The organism is Paenibacillus sp. NPDC093718 (genome assembly GCF_050279985.1).
Classification (GTDB): Bacteria; Bacillota; Bacilli; order Paenibacillales; family Paenibacillaceae; genus Paenibacillus_AQ.
The window spans coordinates 917182-940612 of the sequence record NZ_JBNNUS010000001.1 but is presented as its reverse complement, the minus strand read 5'-3'; the positions used below and the strand labels follow the sequence as shown (position 1 = coordinate 940612).

16 protein-coding genes are annotated in these 23431 nt (G+C 51.1%); 12 read left to right on the top strand and 4 right to left on the bottom strand.

Annotation, left to right across the window (positions count from 1 at the left end):
• Nucleotide 1: 1 nt before the first annotated feature.
• Nucleotides 2-874, bottom strand: coding sequence for an alpha/beta fold hydrolase (locus tag ACQKPA_RS04690; RefSeq protein ID WP_427489788.1), 873 nt, complete (start codon nucleotides 872-874; stop codon nucleotides 2-4).
• A 207-nt stretch (nucleotides 875-1081) separates the two neighbouring features.
• Nucleotides 1082-1708: a CGNR zinc finger domain-containing protein gene (locus ACQKPA_RS04685; protein WP_427489786.1), complete on the bottom strand. Its 627-nt coding sequence runs from the start codon at nucleotides 1706-1708 to the stop codon at nucleotides 1082-1084.
• A 323-nt stretch (nucleotides 1709-2031) separates the two neighbouring features.
• Between ACQKPA_RS04685 and uvrA the strand changes: the two genes are divergently transcribed.
• From uvrA to ACQKPA_RS04670, 3 genes are all read left to right on the top strand, one after another.
• Nucleotides 2032-4533 (top strand): excinuclease ABC subunit UvrA, encoded by a 2502-nt coding sequence (gene uvrA / locus ACQKPA_RS04680; RefSeq protein WP_427489784.1) that lies wholly within the window; start codon nucleotides 2032-2034, stop codon nucleotides 4531-4533.
• A 30-nt stretch (nucleotides 4534-4563) separates the two neighbouring features.
• Entirely contained in the window at nucleotides 4564-6327 is a 1764-nt protein-coding gene (locus ACQKPA_RS04675) for an ABC transporter ATP-binding protein (RefSeq protein WP_427489782.1), read from the top strand.
• A 179-nt stretch (nucleotides 6328-6506) separates the two neighbouring features.
• Complete coding sequence (locus tag ACQKPA_RS04670; protein ID WP_427489780.1) at nucleotides 6507-6896, top strand: tautomerase family protein; 390 nt, start codon at nucleotides 6507-6509, stop codon at nucleotides 6894-6896.
• An 84-nt stretch (nucleotides 6897-6980) separates the two neighbouring features.
• Here the strand turns inward: ACQKPA_RS04670 and ACQKPA_RS04665 are convergent, their stop codons facing one another.
• Nucleotides 6981-8516 (bottom strand): methyl-accepting chemotaxis protein, encoded by a 1536-nt coding sequence (locus tag ACQKPA_RS04665; protein WP_427489778.1) that lies wholly within the window; start codon nucleotides 8514-8516, stop codon nucleotides 6981-6983.
• Between the two features lie 185 nt (nucleotides 8517-8701).
• On the opposite strand from ACQKPA_RS04665, the gene ACQKPA_RS04660 reads away from it, so the two are divergent.
• A complete protein-coding gene (locus ACQKPA_RS04660) occupies nucleotides 8702-9604 on the top strand; it encodes a LysR family transcriptional regulator (RefSeq protein ID WP_427489776.1) in 903 nt (300 codons plus the stop codon).
• 118 nt (nucleotides 9605-9722) lie between these two features.
• On the opposite strand, the gene ACQKPA_RS04655 is transcribed toward ACQKPA_RS04660, so the two are convergent.
• Nucleotides 9723-10556 (bottom strand): AraC family transcriptional regulator, encoded by an 834-nt coding sequence (locus ACQKPA_RS04655; RefSeq protein WP_427489774.1) that lies wholly within the window; start codon nucleotides 10554-10556, stop codon nucleotides 9723-9725.
• A 200-nt stretch (nucleotides 10557-10756) separates the two neighbouring features.
• On the opposite strand from ACQKPA_RS04655, the gene ACQKPA_RS04650 reads away from it, so the two are divergent.
• The 8 genes from ACQKPA_RS04650 (at nucleotide 10757) to ACQKPA_RS04615 (ending at nucleotide 23431) form a co-directional block, all read left to right on the top strand.
• Nucleotides 10757-13258: a M60 family metallopeptidase gene (locus ACQKPA_RS04650; RefSeq protein ID WP_427489772.1), complete on the top strand. Its 2502-nt coding sequence runs from the start codon at nucleotides 10757-10759 to the stop codon at nucleotides 13256-13258.
• A gap of 165 nt (nucleotides 13259-13423) precedes the next feature.
• On the top strand, nucleotides 13424-14614 hold the full coding sequence (locus ACQKPA_RS04645; RefSeq protein ID WP_427489770.1) for a glycine C-acetyltransferase: 1191 nt from the start codon (nucleotides 13424-13426) through the stop codon (nucleotides 14612-14614).
• A gap of 16 nt (nucleotides 14615-14630) precedes the next feature.
• Nucleotides 14631-15599, top strand: a complete 969-nt coding sequence (locus ACQKPA_RS04640) for an NAD-dependent epimerase/dehydratase family protein (RefSeq protein WP_427489768.1) — start codon at nucleotides 14631-14633, stop codon at nucleotides 15597-15599.
• A gap of 33 nt (nucleotides 15600-15632) precedes the next feature.
• The gene (locus ACQKPA_RS04635; RefSeq protein ID WP_036660138.1) at nucleotides 15633-16202 is read left to right on the top strand and encodes a helix-turn-helix domain-containing protein; all 570 of its coding nucleotides are present in this window, start codon (nucleotides 15633-15635) and stop codon (nucleotides 16200-16202) included.
• Between the two features lie 166 nt (nucleotides 16203-16368).
• Nucleotides 16369-19671, top strand: a complete 3303-nt coding sequence (locus ACQKPA_RS04630; protein ID WP_427489766.1) for a M60 family metallopeptidase — start codon at nucleotides 16369-16371, stop codon at nucleotides 19669-19671.
• 227 nt (nucleotides 19672-19898) lie between these two features.
• Nucleotides 19899-21506: an extracellular solute-binding protein gene (locus ACQKPA_RS04625; RefSeq protein WP_427489764.1), complete on the top strand. Its 1608-nt coding sequence runs from the start codon at nucleotides 19899-19901 to the stop codon at nucleotides 21504-21506.
• 84 nt (nucleotides 21507-21590) lie between these two features.
• Entirely contained in the window at nucleotides 21591-22538 is a 948-nt protein-coding gene (locus tag ACQKPA_RS04620) for an ABC transporter permease (protein ID WP_427489762.1), read from the top strand.
• A gap of 14 nt (nucleotides 22539-22552) precedes the next feature.
• On the top strand, nucleotides 22553-23431 hold the full coding sequence (locus tag ACQKPA_RS04615) for a carbohydrate ABC transporter permease (protein WP_427489760.1): 879 nt from the start codon (nucleotides 22553-22555) through the stop codon (nucleotides 23429-23431).

The window sequence follows — 23431 nt, the reverse complement described above, 5'->3', positions numbered from 1 at the left end:
TTTATGAAGATTGACATTCCAAGAATGCCCGGATGTAACCAATGATTTCAGGTCCATGTGACTCCAACGCAAAATGCCCGGCATCCTTCAGGATGTGCAGCTCGGCATCGGGCAGATCGCGCAGATACGGATGGGCCCCGTTCTCAGGGAAAATATGGTCGCCTTGTCCCCACACGATCAGAGTCGGCGGCTGCGCATCGCGGAAATACTGCTGCCAAGCCGGATATAAGGGAGGATTTGATCCGTAATCCAGGAACAAATCCAGTTGTATTTCCTGGTTCCCGGGCCGATCCAGCAGCGCTTGATCCAGCGTGTAGGTGTCGGGGCTAATGAGGGAGGTATCACGGACGCCATGGGTATATTGCCATTTTGTTGCCTCGATGCTGGTTAACCAACGCAGGGCCTCGCGTTTATCCGGATTCGCGGGATCTTCCCAGTACGCTTTAATGGGATTCCAGAATTCCTCGAGCCCCTCCTCATAGGCATTCCCATTCTGTATGATCAGCCCCCGAACCCGCTCGGGGTGGCGTGCTGCAATCCGGAATCCAACAGGTGCACCGTAATCCATAAGGTAGACGTAGAAGCTCTGGATATTTAATTGGGAGAGCAATTCCTCGATGAGCTGACTGAAATGGTTAAAGCTGTACTGGAATTGATCATGGTCAGGCGCACTGCTGTAACCAAAACCAGGATAATCCGGTGCAATCACGTGGTACTGATCGGCAAGAGCCGGGATCAATTGACGATACATTTGACTGGAAGTCGGGAAACCATGCAGCAGCAGGACAACAGGCGAGCCGGGAGCCCCCGCTTCACGGTAAAAAATATCCAAGCCTTCGATTTGAGCCGTGTGATACTGGATTTTATGATTCATCTGATAAATGCCTCCTTGAATTATCTACGAATTTTTATGATGCAATCGTTATGTAGAGCCTTTTGACTGGTCGTAATGATAAGAAGAAAAACACCACCTTATTTGATTTATTAACCACCTAAATGTGATTAAGGGAATTATACACCCTGATTATTAACCTGTAAAGTGTTGTTTTGGGTATTAAAAAAGGAATCTTAGATGATTTATCTAAGATTCCTTCGTTTGCTGCTGTTTCTGACGCTCCAGATAGGCAGCGACCTTCATGCGGTTCCCGCATGTTTTGGGGCTGCACCAGCGCCTTGTGCTATTTTTGCTATTGTCGTAAAAGCGAAGCACGCACGCCGGATTTTCGCATTTTTTCACCAACTTCAGGTCATGGGTAGTTAAAAAATCAACGGCAGATGCGGCGACCGGGGTCAACAGATCCAGCGGCTTGCGAAAAAGCATCCGGCTTTTGCGACTGTACGCGTTCCCTTCTGCCACCAGCGTTGTGCGAAGGATTTGCTCCTTCAGCAGCCCATTGACATACTGCAGGCTAGCTTCCGTAGAGGTCTCGTTCACGCTGCCCGGCTGAATCAGATTAAAGAGGTGGCCGCGGAGCAACCGGGCGGCTTCCACGATTCCGGCTTCCTCCTCGGCGCTGTTATATACCGCCTTGCGCAGGTTGCGATCAACCTCGGACAGCAGGTTCGCCTTCACCATCCAATCCAATAAAGAATCGAATGTATCAAGCAAATCCAGAGGTTGTCCATCAACCGCAATCTTGGTATTCACGAAATCCAGCATGGGATGGTTGCCAATAAAATAAAATTCGGGTGCGATTTTTTTCGGCATGGTTTCCGTTCTCCTCAAAACATACGATAAGTACTATTTGTAGCCCATTATATAGTCAATGCTGTGTTTATACAAATGGAACGGCATCAAACGTTATACATAAACCTTAAAGCTCCGTGACGGCTTTTGATCTCGAAAACGGCGATAGATCAACCTTTTTCCGTTTGGAATTTTGTACTTGCATCAATGTTGTAAGATGGGTTTGTAAATTGAAGGATTGGCGCCAGGCTTCCAAAACGAAACAGTATGCTTGCGTAGCGAGTTTTATTACGAGGTTTCTCAATGAAGCTGAGCTCCACAAAACTTTTAGGAGGTTGGGATATATGGAAGGAACGATTAAGATTCGCGGTGCCCGGGAGAACAACCTGAAGAATGTCTCGCTTGAAATCCCGAAGTACAAACTGGTTGTCATGACAGGCCCGTCCGGCTCGGGCAAGTCCACGCTCGCGATGGATACGCTGCAGCGGGAGTGCCAGCGGCAGTACATGGAATCCATGGGCATGGTGTCGGACTCGGTCAGCAAGCCGAAGGTGGATTCGATTGAAGGACTATCCCCGTCAATCAGTGTGGGACAGCACATTACGAACCGGAACCCAAGATCCACCATCGGAACGGTGACGGATATCTACACGCTGCTTCGAATTCTGTTTTCTAAGCTTGGTGAACGTACTTGTCCGTCCTGTGGCGATACGGTGATCCCTCATGTGGAGGGAGAAGCCTACCACGGTCTGGCTGAGGAGGAAGAGATCAGCGATTCTCACGAGACGGTTCATTGTAGGCGATGCGGCCATGGTCTCGAAAAATTGACGATGTCACATTTTTCCTTTAACAAGCCGGAAGGCGCATGCGAAACATGCAGCGGACTCGGTCAAACGGTGAGTCTGAACATGGAGGCCGTGTTTCGTCCGGAATTAAGCTTAAGGGACGGCGGGGTGGCAACGTGGTACAGCGCTCTTACCGATTATAACACCAGCATTCTGAAAGCGGCAGCCCAGTATTACGGGTTCGCATTCGATGAGTTCATGCCGCTTCGGGACTATGACGAGATTCAGCGCGATCTCCTGTATTTCGGCGTAGAGAGCGAGCAGTTCAGCCGGCATTTTCCTGACGTCAAACCGCCGAAGTCCGTAGGACAAGGCAAGTACGAGGGTGTAGTCACCGGGATATGGAGAAGGTATCGGGAGAAGGGAAGCGAGTCCGGTGAAGCGTCCCTGTTTCATGAGCACCTCTGTCCGGATTGTCACGGAACGAAGCTGAAGGAAGACAGCCGCCGCGTCCGGGTGGATGGAGTCTCCATAAACGAAGTCAACGCCTGGTCGATCGGGGAAGCCTTAAATTGGATGGAGGCGCTGCTGAGGAAGCTGACGGAAGATCAATTAACGATTGTAGAGCCGCTCATTCATGATTCCGCTGTCAGACTAAAACGCATTATGGATGTCGGGCTGGGTTACATGTCCATGGAGAGGCAGGTCGTCACGATGTCTGGCGGTGAAGCCCAGAGGCTTCGACTCGCATCGATTCTGGGCTCAGGCCTGACAGGGGTACTGTACATTTTGGACGAACCGACAACGGGACTGCATCCCAAAGATACCAGGGGACTGATCCAGGTTCTGAAACAACTGAGGGATCTGGGCAACACGGTGCTCGTCATCGAGCATGACGAAGAAGTGATGCGGGCCGCTGACCATATCATTGATATCGGGCCGGGTGCGGGAACGATGGGCGGTACGGTCGTCGGTCAAGGTACGCTGGAGGAGCTTATCCATAATCCCACGTCCGTGACCGGATCCTATTTCCGGGAGAACACGATGCTTACGGCACCGAATCGGCGCAGGGCTGGAAACGGAAGTTTGCTGACGATCGAGGATGCACATTTAAGAAATCTGAAACATATCACGACCTCTTTCCCGCTCGGCTGTCTCATATCGGTGACAGGCGTATCGGGATCTGGTAAATCCACGCTTTTGTTTGATCTTCTGGCGGAATCCGGAAGCGATCAATCAACTCCAATCGGCTGCAAGGCCATCACGGGTTGGGAATCGGTAGGGCAGCTGATTACGGTTGACCAATCACCGGTATCCCGAATGCAGCGCTCCAACATTGCTACGTATACCGATGTTTACACCCATATCAGAAACTGGTACGCCAGCTTGCCGGAAGCCAAGGAGAGTCAATTGACGGCCAAGCACTTTTCCTTTAATACACAAGGCGGTCGCTGCGAGACATGCCAAGGACTTGGCGTTGTGTCGGTGCATATGCACTTCCTTCCGGAGCTGGAGGTACGTTGTCCGGATTGCAAGGGCAAGCGGTTTAAGGAAGAGGTTCTGCGCGTGGCCTATAACGGCTACACCATCTCCGACATTTTGGATATGACGATTGAGGAAAGTCTGTCGATTCTGGAGGATCGGCCGAAAATCATGGAATTGACCCAGCTGCTCTGCGACGTCGGGCTTGGGTATTTGAAGTGGGGGCAATCGGTGAGCACCTTATCCGGCGGTGAGGGACAGCGGATTAAATTGGCCAAGGAACTGAGCAAAAAGACCAAAAACCACACGCTGTATTTGCTGGATGAGCCTTCAACCGGGCTTCATCCTGGTGATGTCCGGCAGCTGCTCGTTCTGTTGAACCGCTTGGTGGACGCGGGGAACACCGTGATTTTGGTTGAACACAATTTGGACCTGATCTGGCATTCGGATTGGATCATCGATATCGGGCCTGGCGGAGGAGCTGCCGGCGGGTCTGTCGTGGCGACAGGAACGCCTGAGGAAGTAGCGGCTGTGGAAGCCTCGTTCACCGGCCGTTTTATCAAAGAAATGTATATGTGACGGCTGGATGCAAAAAGGGAGGAATTCCATATGGAGCAAACCGTAGAAAAGAAGGGTAAGGTTACAAAAACTACGATTCGATATTTTATTAAGCTGCTGCGCTCTTCGGGTATTCCGAAGCTGGTGCTGTTTCTGGCCATCGTGCTCAGTTTGGTGGGTGCGGTGACGGGACTGGTCGTCCCGCTCATCACCGGCCAATTAATCGATAATTTTGCGGCAGATTCGTTTAATATTCGCACGGTCGGCTTTTTGGCCGTTCTGTTCCTGCTGGAAGCCGTGGCGAGCGGACTTTCCTATTATATGCTTGCCTATGTCGGAAACCAGACGGTGAACAAAATTCGGAAACGGCTCTGGACCAAGGTGCTGGCATTGCCGGTTCCGTTCTTTGACAAGCACCGCTCGGCAGAAACGATGAGCCGGGTGACCAACGATACGAATGAAGTGAAGACCCTGATCACGGATCATTTGATTGCTTTTTGCTCGAATCTATTGACCGTCTTGGGGGCCGTTGCAATCTTGTTTTACTTGGATTGGCGGATGACTCTCATCATTCTGATTGCCGTTCCCGTAGGGTTCGGCATATTAATGCCCATCGGCGGAAAGATGTACAAAATTTCCATCAGCATGTATGGACAGCTGGCCCAGCTGTCCGCCATGCTGACCCAGGTGATCGGCGAGATCAGGCTGGTGAAAGCCTCCAATGCAGAGCGGAGGGAGGAGAAAAGCGGGTATGACGATATGGACAGCCTGTACCGATTCGGCATGAAGGAAGCCAAAATCAACTCGGTCCTGATTCCGTTGATGTCGATGGTCATGGTCGTCCTGCTGGTGGTCATCATCGGATACGGCGGCGTTCGCGTCTCTTCCGGCGCTCTTAGCGCAGGCGAGCTGGTATCGTTTATCCTGCTGCTGTTCCAGATCATGTTTCCTTTCAGCCAGTTTGCCACATTCTATTCCCAGCTTCAGAAGGTGATGGCGGCCACCGAGAGATTGCGGCTGATCCTCGAATATGAGCCGGAGAGCGACGATCGTGCGGTGCGTACTGCACCGAATGGGCATCGGGACGTTGAATTTAAAGAGGTGACGTTTGCTTATCATGAAGGCGAGACCATTCTGTCCGAGGTATCCTTTTCGATTCCTGCCAAGAAGGTCACCGCTCTGGTAGGTCCGAGCGGCAGCGGCAAAACCACGGTGTTCTCCTTGATTGAGCGGTTCTACGCGCCATCCGGCGGGGAGATTTACTTTGGCTCTGAAGCGATCCGTGATTATACTCTGGAGTCCTGGCGGCGAAAGCTCGGGTATGTGTCCCAGGACAGCCCGCTGATGACCGGAACGATCCGGGATAATATCGTCTATGGACGGGAGGAGCCGGTCTCCGACGAGGAAATTGCCGAAGCGGCGAGACTGGCCTATGCGGAGGGATTTATCGAGGCACTGCCGAGAGGATATGACACGGAGGTTGGGGAGCGAGGCATCCAGTTGTCCGGGGGGCAGCGACAACGCGTAGCGATTGCAAGGGCTTTGCTGCGGAAGCCGGACATCCTGCTTCTGGATGAAGCGACGGCAAGCCTCGACAGCGACTCCGAGCACGAAGTGCAGAAGGCGCTGAACAATCTAATGGTGGAACGAACGACCGTGGTTATTGCCCACCGGTTATCTACCGTGGTCGAGGCGGATCAGATTATTGTCCTGGAGAAGGGTCACATTACGGGAAGCGGGACGCATGAAGAATTGATTCGAAGCCATCCGTCCTATGTGGAGTGGGCGAAGAAGCAGTTTCAGACCGGGGAATAGGGGACACAAGGGGGATTGAACTGGGAACAACAGTGATCGGCACGACGTTTCGCATACCTTGTTCAACATGTGCAATCAGGGCAAGAGGTTTTGTTTCGACCAAGGTCGAATAGAAATAATAGGTAGCGTAAACCTCGCTATAGATGAGTAGGGTGGAGAGTAGAGGAGATGAGCAGAGCATGGCGCAGATCAAAATTTATGGCGTCCGGGAGCGGCTGAGCCCGGTGAAGGAACAGCTGTCGGAAGTGATACATTCATGCGTGGTAGACGTTTTTCAACTTCCGGCGGATAAGAAATTCCATCGTTTTTTCCCTATGAGTCGCGAGGATTTCTTCTTCCCTGACGGGAGAACGGATCATTACACGGTGATTGAGATCAGCATATTTGAAGGCCGGACCGTGGAGGCCAAGAAACAGCTGATTCGATTATTGTTCGAACGGATCGAGCACACGCTGCATATCTCTTCTCAGGATGTGGAGATTACGGTATTCGAAACCCCGCAGCACAACTGGGGAATCCGGGGGCTTCCCGGGGATGAACTGGCATTAGGGTATAAGGTGAATATTTAGAGCATCAAAGAAGCTTTAAGTGCAGGGACAGTCCATGCGACTGTCCCTGTTTTTTAATTTTGAGCATGCAGGTATTCCCCACTTTCATTCCTTCAAACGCTCTATAATAAGATTTAAATCGGCAACCAGCCTGGTCATGATGTCGGCTGCATCCGATACTTGCTTAATGGATTCAAAATGTCCACGGAACGCTTCGACGATTTCATGAGTATGATCCGCCGTTTCACTTGTAAACCGGGTCATTTCTTGTATGGACTGATTCATTTGGTCGGAGCCTGTATTCAACTGCTGTGTGGATACGGAGATCTCTTGCATTTGGAGTGCTACCTGCTTGACGGCATGATAGATTACTTCGAATGAAGCCTTCGCCTGATCTACAACCCGCAGCCCGGTGTTCATATTGTGGTCCACTTGGCCGATGCTGCCTAACAGATCAGCGGTTTCTCTATGTATAGTCCGGATCAGCTCCGTGATTTCCTCAACGGAGGAGGAGGATTGCTCGGCGAGCTTACGGATTTCACTCGCTACAACCGCGAACCCTCTACCCGCCTCGCCGGCTCTTGCCGACTCGATGGAAGCGTTCAATGCCAGCAAATTGGTCTGGCTTGCAATACTTTGAACCACCTGCAATATATGTCCGATCCGGGCAATATGGTGGTTTAGTGCATTTACTGCCTCTTGCGATCTAGTGACGGATTGACCGGTATTCCGGATCTCGGATACGATATTACCGATCATATGACTGCCGAACTCTGCCTGTCTGGCGGATTCTTCGGATGCAGCAGCGGCTTCTGTTGCCGAAGCTGCGACATGCCGGATTCCTACGGCAATATCGCCAATGGCGGCGGTATTCATGTTCATAACATGTAACTGATGATGTGCTCCGGCGGCTACTTGCTGAACAACTCCGCCAAGATGCTTACTGATCTCTGTGCTCTGCCCCGATTGACTGCTTAGCTGCAGTGCCGTGTCATTCAATTGGAGGGAGGGCTGCGACAATTTCGACGTGATCTCTTCAATGATCGCGGCACGCTGTTGATGCTGCTCCTCTTTGAGTAATGTTTCGATCTTCAATGTGCTTATAATTTGCCAGCTGGTTGCTGCCGATGTGAAGATCAGGAATAAGGCATGTATGAGCAGCATGGTGAGTGAGTAACTGGTTGTTCCGAACACCAGTTCAGGAATGACCAGATAGCCAAGCAGATGGTGTACGGCAAAAATAGCTGTCATCAAAACGATGAGTCTTATATTTTTATAATAGGATAATGCAGCAACAACCATAAAGATGGAAAAGTGAAATTCGACGTGCCCGCCTGCGCCGGCAATCATCGAAATGCTTCCCAGCGTTAGGATGAGCGTATGTAGATACGGAATGATCGGATGATCTGAGCGTCGTGCATAGACGGCTAGGGATATGGCTAACAAAACAACAGGAACAGCCAGCAGCGCGTACAGTGCGGGGCCGAACTGACTTTCCATCTCGGTAGAAGTAAGTATTCCATGTGTTTTCATGGTGTGATCAAATACATGAAATTTCCGAGCGAGCAGGTGTACAATGCCGGCAATAACGATGACGGCCAGTGAGACTGAATTCATAAGTTTGATCTTTTGTTTCAGCATAGAGAATTTATCGAGCTCCTTATCTTTCGACATCGTGGTTTGAAAATTTCGATACAGCCTACCTATTTGACATGAGTTAAATTTTCCCTTCAAATAGAGATATATATTTTTAAAATAATGAAAAATTGTTCTATACCCGTTGTTTATCGGCATCTCGATTCAAAATTATAGAGGAGGCGTCTGCTTTGACCTTACAGCAGTTAAAATATGCAATTGAGGTAGCCAATCGGGGTTCGATGAATGAGGCGGCCAAACGATTATTTATTTCCCAGCCCAGTCTGTCCAACGCAATCAAGGATCTGGAAGAGGAGCTACATATTACGATATTCGAGCGGACGAACAAAGGGATATCGCTTTCGAAGGAGGGGGTGGAGTTTCTGGGATATGCACGGCAGGTGGTAGAGCAGGCCGAGCTGCTGGAGGGACGTTATCTGAATGCGAAGCCTTCTCCGCAGCATTTTTCGGTATCCACACAGCATTATGCTTTTGCGGTTAATGCATTTGTGAACCTCGTTCAGGAATACGGACAGGATGAATACGAATTGGCGCTGCGTGAGACGAAGACCTACGAAATCATCCAGGACGTCAAAACCCTGCGCAGCGAAATCGGCATCCTGTACCTCAATGAATTCAATGCCAAGGTGATCAACAAGCTGCTGAAGGATGCAGGACTGCAGTTTACCAGCTTGTTTACGGCGAGGCCGCATATTTTTATCAGTATCAAAAATCCGCTGGCCAAGCAGTCCATTGTGGCCATTGACGAGCTTCAGAATTATCCGTATTTGTCATTCGAGCAAGGGGAATACAATTCATTCCACTTCTCTGAGGAAATCCTCAGCACGTTATCCCATAAAAAAAGCATTCGGGTCAATGATCGCGCGACCCTGTTCAATCTGCTCATCGGCTTGAATGGCTATACCATTTCGACCGGGGTGCTGAGCGCTGACCTGAACGGGAACGAGATTATTCCGGTTCCACTCGCATGCGATGAGACGATCAACGTCGGATGGATCTGTCATAAGAATGCGACCCTGTCCAAGTTGGCCGCCGCTTATGTCGAAGCGCTGCATGAAGCGATATCCACCTGATTTTGATGGGTATAGATTCCGGCTATAGCTAGCTATAGTTGGAGTTACTGTATAGCGTCGCCCCTCATATTCCCCTGAGAGTATCGGAGTTAAATCCGGAACATCCCAGGGGGATTTTTTAGCGGTTCGACATGATCTGGCTACGGAATTCCCCCGGTGACATGTTAGTGAATTGCTTGAATACCCGGCATAAATAATGAACCTCCATCCCCACCCTTCTCCCGATCTCCTCCAGTGTTAAATCCGTGGTCATCAATAGACCCTTTGTTTTCTCGATCCTGACTTTAATAATATACTGCACGGGTGTCATCTTCATTTTGGATTTGAAGAAGCGGATGAAATAGTTGGGATTATAATGGATAAGTCCTGCCAGCTGTTCCACGCTGACGTTATCGTTGATGTGCTCCTCGATATACTGGAATACCGTGTTCAGCTTCTGCATATCAGGCAGCATGGACAGCGAGATTTGGCGATCGGGAACGATGTCAAGATAATGTCGGACAAGCCTCATCAGTATTTCGTTCCTTTGCAGTGGGGCGGTCCAAGCGCTGCTCCGATAGGCATCGATCAGTTCCTTGAATAACTGTTCCATATATGACTCGTCCGGCACATCCAGCACATGGGGAAGATGAATTAGCTGAAACAAGTTCAGGGTGTCCACCTTGGCGGTAAAATGGCACCAGAACTTCCTGTATGTATTGTCGTTGACGACAGAGATGGAATGAAGCGATCCGGCCGGCATGAGAACGATTTGTCCGGGGGAGGGACGATACTCTTGATCATCGATCTTAATCCAGCCTTCTCCTTCCCGTATAAAATATAAGGCGTTATAGGACGGTCTCATATTAAAAAAACGCCAATTCTGGGACACTTTATCAACTTTGGCAATGGATAAGTGAAGATTTGCGTTAGCCAGGTAATTCTGAATCAACTTCAGGTGGTTAATATCCATTGGCTGCCCCCTACCGGTTGTGTATTTTGGATACATTGATGTGTCTTTTATGCATTTCAAATCCGAGCGGCGTTCATTAAGCTAAAAGTGGAGTTCCTATTCTATGACAAATCCAGGGGGAGGTGTTGACTGTAAAGCTTATGGCAGCTGTGCCATTCCATCCAGATATTAAAGGAAATCAAGGAGGAATCGTAAAGGGAATGATGATAATGAAACGGATTAAAAAATATGCAGTAATCGGGTCCGCAGTATCCTTAATGTTTGCATCTATCGCATCAGCAGAATCTGCCGAGATCAGTAAACATACGGTAACGGCTTTTTCGCAGGCAGACGTCACCGGACCAACCGAGCTTCAATCATCCGGATTGGCTGATGCTCCTTGGTCGGCTGGAACGCCGCTCGACGTGCTTAAGAACGATTTCAGCATATTTTATAAGGATTTGCAAGCGATTCCATATTTCGCTGGCGGCGGTGTTGCTGCAGTAGGGGATGCGGCATTCAATATCAACGTGCCCGATTATATTCCAACGATTTCGGCAGCCCGTTACGGTAAAGGGCGTATCGTTGTCGCCGGGAGCAAGGAGTATTTTAATCTGACCGAGTCGGCGGGGGATGCTGCCGGTAAACTGGCCCGGAATATTTTATGGTGGCTGACGGAAGATGCCACCACGAATCAAGGTCAAGGAAACGATCATACGAACCGCTATGAAGATGCATTGAAGAAATCTGGGAAGAAGCTTCGGTTGATAACTACCTCCGCCGGGCTTACGGTAAACCCGGATTTGCCCATCGAATTGGTGAAAATCGACAGTTGGGATTCCGTAAACCTGAATCCGCAAAAATACGCGGCAGCCTATGTAGACCATACGATGAAGGAAAAGGATTTGGAAGCGCTGGATCAATATCTACGGTCAGGCGGCGGCATTGTCGTGGCGGATAACCTGAGCAGCATCGAGGGAATAACGCGTGATACCCCTGAGGAAATCGTGCTTCAAGTCGGCAATCTGAGGGGAGCCAGACTGAGCCGTGATTTTGCGATTCAAAAGCTGCTTAACCGGGCTGGGCTGACGCTGATGAACAGAGGTTCGGAGTCTAGTGTGAGCGAATCGGTATTGACCTATGAGCAAGCCAACGATCATCATATCAAGACACGGCTTGCTCAAGGCAAGGAAGTGGAAGAGGGAACGATCACTTACGATCAAATCAATATCGGCCCGCCGGGCACCCCTGCGAACAAAAAACAGGAGCGGCTCTACCATATACTAAACGAGACGCTCGAAACGTTATCCAGCGAATCCCCCCTGTACGCTTGGGCAGATACAGAGGCCGGCAGCCTGCCACCCGCCGAGTTCCCGGTCCAAAAATTTCAGCAGCCCTATACGAATGCGCTGCATAACTTCCGCTTCAGTCATTTTACCTTGGATCCGGCCAACGAGAAATCTCCGTATGCCGACGCATTTCCGGGAGCAGTTTCGGAGGAAGCGGTCATCGTTAACGACCGGGAAGTCGAGGTCGACTTCGATTTCCCCAACACGATGTACACGCACGCGCTTCCGTCGAAAAACTGGATCAGTACCGGATTGTATGCACCCCCCGGTAAAGTCATTACGCTTGAAGTACCGGAAGGCGTGGAGCATTTATCGGTTCAAATCGGTTCGCATGATGACGATTTGAGAGGATCCGGCAAGTGGGGACGAGTTCCGCTTATCGTTAACCACCAGAAGCTGACCCCGGGCATCCATCAAGTTAACAGCCCATATGGTGGCTTCATATATCTCATTCCCCTAAAGGCGAAGAATGACTTTCGGGCAACCGTCAAGATCAGTGGGGCGGCGGAAGCACCGTATTACGTGCTTGGCAAGACTACGCTTGAGGAATGGGAGAGCATTCGCACCGGGCCGGTTGCCGTCCCTTTTGCGGAGCTTCAAGGCGAACGTATTATCCTGACGGTCCCCTCGGATTTGATTCGCCAAGTAACCGATCCGGAGGAGTTGATGCGGACCTGGGATGAAATCTACGACAGTTATGATGAACTGGTAGGTCTTGATCCGGACAGGGCAATGCCGCATACCGCCCATCAATTGAATCGTCGTTACGTCGCCGACGGACAGATCTCTTCGGGTGCAATGCATGCGGGATATCCAATCATGCTGCCGTTCAGTTATGCGGCCAACCTGCTGGATGTCCATTATGTAAAATCAAGCGCTTGGGGATTCTGGCATGAACTTGGGCATGAATACCAGCAGCGGACATGGACCTGGAGCGATGTCGGGGAAGTGACCGTTAACCTGTTCTCGCTTTACACCCAAGAGAAGTACGGGAATGCCTCCGAACTATTGAAAGTCGGGAATGACGGCAAGGATTACTACGACCGGGGGATCGCATTTGTTGAGAACAATGACCCGGCAAAAAAATACGGCCAAATCGGCAATTATGAAAGACTGGTGATGTTCAAGCAGCTTCAGCTTGCTTACGGCTGGGAATTCTATACCCGAATATTCGAGACATACCGCGAATTATCTCGCGATGAAATTCAAGGCACGGTCGATACTTTTGCCGTCATAGCTTCTCAAACGGCTGGGGAGGACCTGACTGAATTTTTCGACAAATGGGCAATAGGCCTGACGGATGACGGAAGAGCAAGGATTGCCTCATTGAATTTGCCTGAGCCGCAAGCCGATATTTGGACGTTAAGAGAATAACCATGAATAAGCCATGCTTTCTCGGTTGAGGAGGCATGGCTTTTTTGTTTATGCAATATAACATATTTTTGTACAGGATATTGCATGCGTGTGGCTTTTTGCATACAATGGAATGGTAAATGATATGTACGTTAAGATACTTCGGATCCACGGGAGGAATTTCATATGTCCAGTCAATCGTTAAGCGCTTTCTTACAGGATAATCTAACGGAACTTAAGCAGCAAGGGCTCTATAATACCATCCAGCCTCTTGAAAGTCCGAATGGTCCGCTTATTACCATTCAGGGTCGTGAATTCGTGAATTTATCTTCCAACAACTATCTGGGACTGGCGAATGATGAGCGATTGAAAGAAGCGGCAATCCGGGCTACGACCGATTTCGGGACCGGCAGCGGCGCCGTTCGCTCCATTAACGGAACGCTTGCACTTCATGTAGAGCTTGAGGAGAAGCTTGCTCAGTTCAAGGGAACCGAAGCGGTGCTGACCTATCAGTCCGGTTTCAATTGCAATATGGCGGCGATCTCGGCGGTGATGGGTGCCGAGGATGCGATTTTGTCGGATGAGCTGAACCACGCCTCCATTATTGACGGCTGCCGCCTGACCAAAGCCAAAGTCATTCGTTTTAACCATTCGGACATGGACGATTTGCGTTCGAAAGCGCAAGAAGCGAGAGAATCCGGTTTATATAACAAAATTATGGTCATTACCGACGGCGTGTTCTCGATGGACGGCGATATTGCGAAGCTCCCCGAAATCGTGGAGATCGCCGAGACCTATGATCTGATCACTTATGTGGACGATGCGCATGGCTCAGGTGTTCTTGGCGGCGGAGCAGGCACCGTGAAGCATTTCGGATTGTCGGAGCGAGTGGATATCCAGATCGGCACGCTGTCCAAAGCGGTTGGCGTTGTTGGCGGGTATGTTGCCGGATCAAGGGATCTGGTCGATTGGCTCAAGGTCCGCAGCCGGCCGTTCCTGTTCTCCACGGCGCTGCCTCCAGGTACCGTGGCTGCTTGTATTACCGCTATCGACATCCTGCAGAACAGCAAAGACCTGCAAATGAAGCTGTGGGAGAACACCCGTTATCTGCAGGAAGGCCTTAAGCGTCTTGGCTATTCCGTCGGCCGTACGGAAACGCCGATTACGCCTTGCATTATTGGAGACGAAGCAACCACCCAGAAATTCAGCACCAGATTGTACGAAGAAGGCGTGTATGCCAAATCGATCGTGTTCCCGACGGTGCCAAAAGGCACGGGAAGAGTTCGGAATATGCCAACCGCCATGCATACGAAGGAGATGCTGGATCGCGCACTCTCCGCATATGAAACCATCGGACGCGAGCTGGGTCTGATCTAATAAGGGGGCACAAGTGATGAAACGAATTATGGTAACCGGTGCGCTCGGTCAGATTGGCTCAGACCTGGTGGCGAAATTGCGGCAAGTTTACGGCGAAGAAGCTGTTCTCGCAACGGACATTCGCCAAATCCAGCATGAAACGGTGCAATCAGGACCGTTCCGAATACTGGATGTAACCGACCACCAAGCATTCCATGAAGCAGCTAAAGAACACCGGGCGGATACGATTATCCATCTTGCAGCCCTGTTGTCCGCCAAGGCGGAATCCAATCCCGCACTGGCGTGGAACCTGAATATGGGCGGTTTGTTAAGCGCGCTCGAGACGGCACGGGCATTATCCTGCCAGTTCTTTACGCCGAGCTCTATCGCAGCATTCGGGGCGGACACTCCGAAAAGAGCAACGCCGCAAGACACGCTGCAGCGCCCGTTAACGATGTATGGGGTCAGCAAGGTCTCCGGCGAGCTATTGTGTGACTACTATTACCATAAATTCGGAGTGGATACCCGCGGATTGCGCTTTCCAGGGCTGATCTCCCACTCTGCGCCTCCAGGCGGGGGAACGACGGATTATGCGGTTGAGATGTATGTAGACGCCATCCGCAGCGGCAGCTATACTTCCTACATTGATAAAGGGACCTACCTTGACATGATGTACATGCCGGATGCGATCTCCGCTATCATGACATTGATGGAAGCGGATCCGGCTAAGCTGAAACACCGTAATGCCTTTAATGTCACGGCGATGAGCGTCGCCCCTGAGGGGATTGCGGCCAGCATCCGCCGACACATACCGGATTTCAGCCTCGACTATAACGTGGATCCTGTCCGTCAAGCGATTGCGAACGAATGGCCGGATTCTATCGACGCAACTGCAGCACGCGAAGAATGGGGATTTGATGTACAATATGATTTGAACCATATGACCGATGATATGGTGTCAAAGCTTATGGAGAAGCCGCAAGCGGATCAGAGCAAGATCAGTTAACGGCTTAGTTTCAGAAGGAGGATATGGTTACACTTGGAACCCATTCATAAAAAAGTAGGGAGAAATCTGCAAGCCATCCGCAAATCACGGGGCCTCAGCCTCGATAACGTAGCCGAGTTGACCGGCGTAAGCAAAGCCATGCTGGGACAGATCGAGCGGGGGGATTCCAACCCGACGATCTCCGTATTATGGCGCATCGTTAGCGGCCTCGGCATTTCATTCACCACGCTCATTGAAGAGGCGGAAACCGAAGTGACCGTGGTATCCCCGGAGGACGTGGAGCCTTTTCACGAGGCCGAAGGCGCATACCGGGTATACCCTTTGTTCTCCTACAACCTGCGCACCAAATTTGAGTCCTATATGGTCATCATGGATCCCGGCTGTGACCATGGTTCAGAAGCGCATAATGATGGCGTGGAGGAATATATTTTTGTGCATCAGGGAGAGCTGGAACTGTGGCGCGAAGACGAAAGCTACACCGTCCCTGCCGGAAGCTCTGTGCATTTCTCGGCTAACCGGCCCCATCGGTACGTTAACCCTGGGAATGAAACAACGAAATTTTACACGATTATATTTTATGCGGATGCCGCAGCCAGAGGATGATTTTGAAAAACAGCTTCACGTATTGATTACCGTCAACCAAATATTAAAAAAAGCTAGTGCCGCCCGGAGAAAATACAGTCCGATCTTAAATATCGACTGTATGGTGTTCCGGGCGGCCGTTTTATATTTAGGATGTGGGAAAAAGGAAACTGGAGGGGAGGAGGAGGTGAAACGGAAGCACTTCGTTTCTCGTTGCTATTACGAAATCATCGACAAAGGAGTTGAGCGGTTGATGGGTTTCCACACCAAAAAGTGGTTGAAGCTGTTATTGGCGGTTGCTTGCACGCTTGCGGCCGTTCCGCCGGCAGGGAAGACACTGATGGCGGCGGATGGAATGACGAAGCAGGCTGACGTTCATGTATTAGGCACGAATACCGCCGCGAGCATGGCGTCCCAGCATGATCTTGATGTGATTTATAAGGATTTGTCCGGTTATCCGACGGTATCGGCCACCTATAACGGCGGTGTCGCGGCCATCGGAGACCAAGCCTTCGTCCTGGCGGTCAACCCCGACACGACGCCGATTCTTGCAGCCGCTCGCTACGGAAAAGGCAAAGTTGTTGTTGCAGGGGATGACTCCTATTTCAAATTCACCTCCGATATTACCGATGAGCGGAAGACGGTGGCACGCAACATCCTCCTGTGGTTAACGGAGGATTCCGAGACGTTGACCTATCAGGAGGCGTTGGAAGGCAAGGGGCGATTGCCCATGTTGTCGGCAACGTGGAAGAATTATACCATCGAAACCGATGTGCCGATCGATCTGGTCCGGTTGGAGCAATTCACACCTGAGCATTTGGATCCGTCCCGCTACCCCGTAGCTTATGTTGACGGGACGCTGAAGGATAGCGAGGTCGATGCCGTCGAGCATTACGTCGCGCAAGGAGGTCATGTCGTTGTCCCCTTAAAAGGATGGGTGATGGAGCAATATCCGCATGTCTTCCTCGGGAATGAATATCAGGGCCGCTCGGGCAGGCTCAGTGAGGATTTCCCGGTGCAGCGCCTATTGAACCGGATGGGTCTTGGTCTGATGAACAATACGGCGTCTACTCGAACGGAAACCTTGCCCAAATTGACACCGGAGCAATCCGCCAATTATCATTCGCTAAAGCTGCTGGAGCAGGCCGAAGCGATTGAGGCTGGAACGCTGTCACCGGATCAGGTCAACGTCGGACGGCCTGGCGCCGGCGCGGACAAGAAGCTGCAAGTCATCGCTTCGGTGACCGGCGGAACCGTCAGCAGCATCACCCCGCAAAGCCCGCTGTATGCTGTGATCGAGCAGGATGCCAGCGATTTGGAGTCCCAGCTTACGTTTCCGCTGGACCGTTCCAAAGCGCCCTATACCAGCGCATTGTTAGCTTTTCAATTGGGACGGATCGGCAATGATCTGACAGCACCCAAATCCCCTTATGCCGATCAATTTCCTGGAGCCGTTCCGGCGGACGCACCGCGAGTGACGGGACAATCCGTTCACGTGAATTTTGATTATTCGACCTTTGACTATTTACGTCAAGGGACGGTTCCAAAGAATTGGATCAGCACGGGGTTATACGCACCGGCCGGAGAATGGGTAACGATTCATGTTCCTGAAGGCACCCAGAATTTAGATGTGCAGGTAGGGGCTCACACGGATAATTTGACAAGTAAAACGGAATGGGAACGACCTCCGGTCATAACGCAGCGAAAGCCGCTCCTTCCGGGCGAGAATCGGATCCGCAGCCCTTATGGCGGCCTGATTTACCTGATTCCGACCAAACCGCAGACGGACGTTGCGAAGGATATTGAAATCAGCGGCGGAGTTCGCGCTCCTTATTATATCCTTGGTGAGACCTCACCGGCTGAATGGGAAGACGCGATCCGGCATCATCCCGCTCCATGGGCAGAGCTTCAGGGACGCAGAGTGATCTTGACGCTTCCGTCCGAGTATATCAGGCAGCTAGAAGATCCGCAGCAATTAGTGGAGAAGTGGGACGCGATCGTGGACTACACCGAGGAAGTCGCGGGACTTTCCCCGGATCAACCGCTGCCGCACAAAAGTATAGACCTTCCGTTCCGTTACGTTGCGGATCGACAGATTAGTGCGGGTTATATGCATGCCGGCTATCCGATCATGTTCCACATCGATCCTTCGGCGGGCCACGCCGTGGACATATCCCGAGTTACACAGGGAGGATGGGGCTTCTGGCACGAGACGGGCCACGAGTATCAGCAAGGAGCTTGGAACTGGAACGTAACGGGCGAAATTACCGTTAATATTTATTCTTTATATGTCCAAGAAAAATTCGGCAACAGCAGCAACTTATTGATTCGGAACGCGGAAGGAAAGGACTTCTACGACCGGGCATTTGATTATATCGAAAGCGATCTTCCGGGCAAGTCGTTCGGCACCTCGGGCCAGCTGGATCTCTTCGGCTATCTCGTGATGTTCCGCCAGCTTTCCCTGGCTTACGGATGGGACTTTTATGCTGAGCTTCATAAGGCGTACCGGGAGCTGCCGGCATCACAGCTGCCAGCGACAAACCAAGAAGAGATCGACACCTTTGTCATCATGGCCTCGAAAACCGCAGGCGAGAACCTGACGGAGTTCTTCGATAAATGGGCTCTGCTGTATTCCAAAGAAGAAGTTCGTTCCCGCCTTGACGCTCTGAATCTGCCAGTCCCTTCGCAGGAGGTGTGGCGGCTGCGGGAGACGCATACGGTGAACGCTCCTCCCGAGATCAAGGTCGATCAGGATTCCGAGTGGAGCCGCGAATCAGTGAAGGTCACCATCACTATGACACCGGAAGCTGAAGCGGCGGGCATGCGAGGCCAGTATAAGATCGGATCCGATGGCAAATGGACGGATTACACGGCTCCCATACTTGTCGAAGCGGAAGGCCAGACAACGATACATGCCCGGGCGGCCGCGATGTCTGGTGTGACAAGCGACGAAGCTTCAAAGACGGTGAAGATCGACCGGACCGGCCCGGAAATCACGGCAAACGTGACCCAGTCCGTATACCAAACCGAGCGTTTCACCATGTCACCTCACATCACGGACGCATTAAGCGGCGTATCCGGCGTCATCGTGGAACTGGATGGCAAGGAAGCTGCCGAAACGCTGGTTAGAGAGCCGTTAACGCTGACAGCAGGACCTCACACTCTTCGGATAACGGCAGAAGATGCAGCCGGGAATATTTCGGTTCGCGAATACCCGTTTGAAGTCGTTGTCGATCAGGAACAGCTCGACCATATTGTAAGAGCAGGGGAAGAGAAAGGCTGGATCGATAATCACGGCATCATGCAAAGCTTATTGGCCAAAATCGCGAATCTCCAGCAGCATCCGCCTGGAAGCGAAGCAGCTGAGGATGCGATCATTTCGCTGGAGAATGCCATTAAGGCGCAGCAGGGCAAGCATCTCGATTTCGGCTTCGCGGAGCTGCTTCTTGGAGACATAGACTACATCCGAAGCCGCAGCTCGGCTTTCTAGCAGCTTACGAAATGAAGGGCGGCCGAAATGGCCGCCCTTCATTTCTGTAATGGCCATCATCATGAAATAAGTCAGTCCAAGATTAAATATAGACAATGTACTGCCTTAAAAATATATTGCACAATTAGAAAAAACGGCAGTGTTCAATCGCCAAAATGTTCAGTAAGGTGGTGCTTAACAAACCAGAAGTTCACACAACAAGCAAAGGAAAAGGGAGGCAAATGATAATGAAGGTCAACAGGTTTAAAGTATTCTGGATTGTTTTGCTTGCCGTCACCATGGCCATTACGGCGGCAGGGTGCGGCGGTCCTGCCAAGGAACAACCGGAGGTAGCGTCGGACCCGGAAGCCCCTCCGGTTCTATCGGAACTGACGTATTGGGTGCAAATCGTTAGCCAGGTGTCCGCTACGATGAAGAGTTATAACGAAATCGAGGCTTATAAGGAGCTGGAGAGGATCACCGGGGTGAAAGTGGATTTTCAGCATCCTCCGCAGGGCCAGCAGGCGACGGAGCAGTTCAACCTCATGATGACCTCGGATAAACTCCCGGACGTGATTGAATATTCATGGGCCGGCTATCCGGGGGGGCCGGAGAAGGCGATCAAAGACGGCAAAATCATCAAACTCAATGATTTGATCGACCAATATGCCCCGAACTTTAAAAAGGTGCTCGAGGATCATCCGGAGTGGAAGAAGGAAATTACGACCGATGACGGCAGCATCTACGTGTTCCCGTTTCTGCGCACCGACGACAAGCTTAAGGTATTTCTCGGACCGACGATCCGGCAGGATTGGCTCGATAAGCTGGGGCTATCGATGCCGACCACGGTTGATGAATGGTACAACGTATTGAAGGCTTTTAAGGAGCAAGATCCGAACGGCAATGGCAAGGCGGATGAGATTCCCCTGTATCTGACAAAAGGAGATGTCGATACAACAACCGCTTTTCTCGGGGCATGGGGTATTAATGCCGGGTTTTACCAAGAGGAAGGTCAGGTTAAATACGGCCCGACGGACCCGAGATTTAAGGAGTTCCTGACGCTCATGAACCAGTGGTACAAGGAAGGCTTGCTTGATCAAGACTTTGCGACGACCGATGAGAAAATGCTGGAGGCCAAAATTACGGGCGGGCAAATCGGATCAGCGATTCTATACACCGGCAGCGGGATCGGCAAGTATGGAACACTCATGAAGGATAAAGATCCGAACTTCAGATTGGTAGCAGCCCCCTACCCTGTGATGAACAAGGGCGACAAGCAAATCTGGGGATATAAGGACCATGCGTTTAACGGAATCGGGGCAGCGGTTACCACCAGCAACAAAAACCCGGTTGAAACGGTGAAGTGGCTGGATTACGGCTATTCCGAGGAAGGCACCCTGTTGTTTAACTTCGGAAAAGAGGGCGTCAGCTATGCGATGGAGGACGGCAAGCCGATATTTAAGCCCGAAGTATTGAAGGACCCTTCCGGACTGCCGGTGATTCAGTCCATGTCCAAGCATAACCGCGCAACCTTCAGCGGGCCGTTCATGCTTGATATTCGGTTCGATCAACAATACACGACCGAACCGGATCAGCTGGAGTCCAAGATCATCTGGGCAGAGCCGACCATGGAGAAGAAAATGCCGCGCACAACGCCGACCCAATCCGAGAGCAGCCGCTATGCTTCCATCATGACGGACATCAACACATACAAGGATGAGATGTACTTGAAGTTCGTCATGGGTGCCGAGCCGTTGGATCAGTTTGACAAGTATGTGAAAACCATCGAATCCATGGGTCTTGCCGAAGCTCTGGAAATACAGCAGAAAGCCTTGGAGCGTTACGGTAAGCGGTAAACGGTAAACGTCCCGAAGCGGCGGAAACATGCAGACTCCGCCGCTCTTGGCGCAATATAAATTGATTTGGAGGGAGGGATTCGATTGTCAGCCACCCAGAAGTATCCCTTCGAGCATCGCAAAGGGAAATGGACAACGATTGCGAACGATTTGAAACGGAACAAATTCGTCTACATACTGGCGCTTCCCGTTATTCTATACTATGCCATCTTCCACTATGGACCGATGTACGGTCTGTTGATGGCTTTCAAAGATTTCAGCATTGCCGACGGTATTTGGGGAAGCGAGTGGATCGGATTTGAGCATTTTCGCAATTTCTTTAACAGCTATTATTTCGAACGCCTTCTGCGCAATACCGTGCTGATCAATGTCTATGAGCTCATCTTCGCGTTTCCGGCACCGATTATCCTTGCCCTGCTGCTGAACGAAATCCGCAGCCGGCTGTTTAAGCGTACGGTTCAGACGATATCGTATTTGCCGCATTTCGTATCCATCGTCGTCGTGACCGGGATCATGTTCGATTTCCTCGCAAGAGATGGCTTGGTGAATCAGATTCTGGGCTTTTTCGGCATCGAATCGATTCCGTTCATGAGCGAGGCCAGCTGGTTCCGTACGATATATGTCGGCTCCGGCATTTGGCAAGGCGTGGGCTGGGGTTCGATCATCTATCTTGCTGCCATCGCCACCATTGATCCGACCCTGTACGAAGCGGCCAAGATGGACGGCGCAGGCCGCTGGAAACAGATGCTGCACATCACGCTGCCGGGCATGCTGCCGACGATCATCATCATTTTCATTCTCAATATGGGCTCCATGCTTAGCGTTGGCAGCGAAAAAGTATTGCTGATGTACAGCCCGCTTACTTATGAAACGGCAGACGTGATCTCGACCTTTGTCTACAGAAGAGGGGTTCTGGAGACGGATTACGGCTTCACGACCGCCGTTGGTTTATTCAATGCGGTGGTCAGCTTCATCCTGCTTGTACTCGCGAACTCGATCAGCAAGCGGGTCAGCGAACATAAACTGTGGTAGAGAGGGGGGCATCCATGGCTAACAAACGATCCGCAGACGAGATAACCTTCGTCTGTTTGAATGCGTTGATCCTGACGGGCCTCTGCTTTGTCACCTTATATCCGTTCGTGTATGTTGCCTTCGCTTCGTTCAGTGATCCCGCTTCATTGGCCCAGCACCGGGGGCTGCTGTTCGCGCCGCTTGATATTAACTTCGAAGCCTATAAGGCGGTGTTTAACAATCCGATGATTACGACGGGATATCGGAACACGCTAATCTACGTTGTGGCGGGAACGGCCATCAATCTGGTGGCCACGGCGATCGGCGCATATGTGCTGTCCCGCAGAAATTTGTACTTCAAAAATGTCCTGATGATGCTGATCGTCATCACCATGTTTTTCGGCGGCGGGCTGATTCCGACTTATCTGCTGATCAATAACCTGGGGATGCTGAACACGATCTGGGCGATGCTGATCCCCGGGATGATCGGGACGTTCAATATGATCATTATGCGGACTGCCTTTCAGTCCGTACCTATAAGTCTTGAGGAATCGGCGAAAATCGACGGGGCGAACGATCTGATTATTCTGTTCCGGATCATTATTCCGCTGTCCATGCCCGTTATCGCCGTCATGATTTTATGGTATGCCGTTGGACATTGGAATTCATATTTCGGAGCGCTCATCTATCTAAGGGACCGGGAGCTATTCCCACTTCAGCTCGTGCTCCGGGAAATTCTCATAACCAATACGACCGACAGCATGATGACGGAGGCCTCGGGAGACCGGATGGCGATCGCGGACACCATTAAATATGCAACGATTATTGTTTCCACATTGCCGATACTGCTTTTGTATCCGTTTTTGCAAAAATATTTCGTCAAAGGCGTTTTGATCGGCGCCATTAAGGAATAG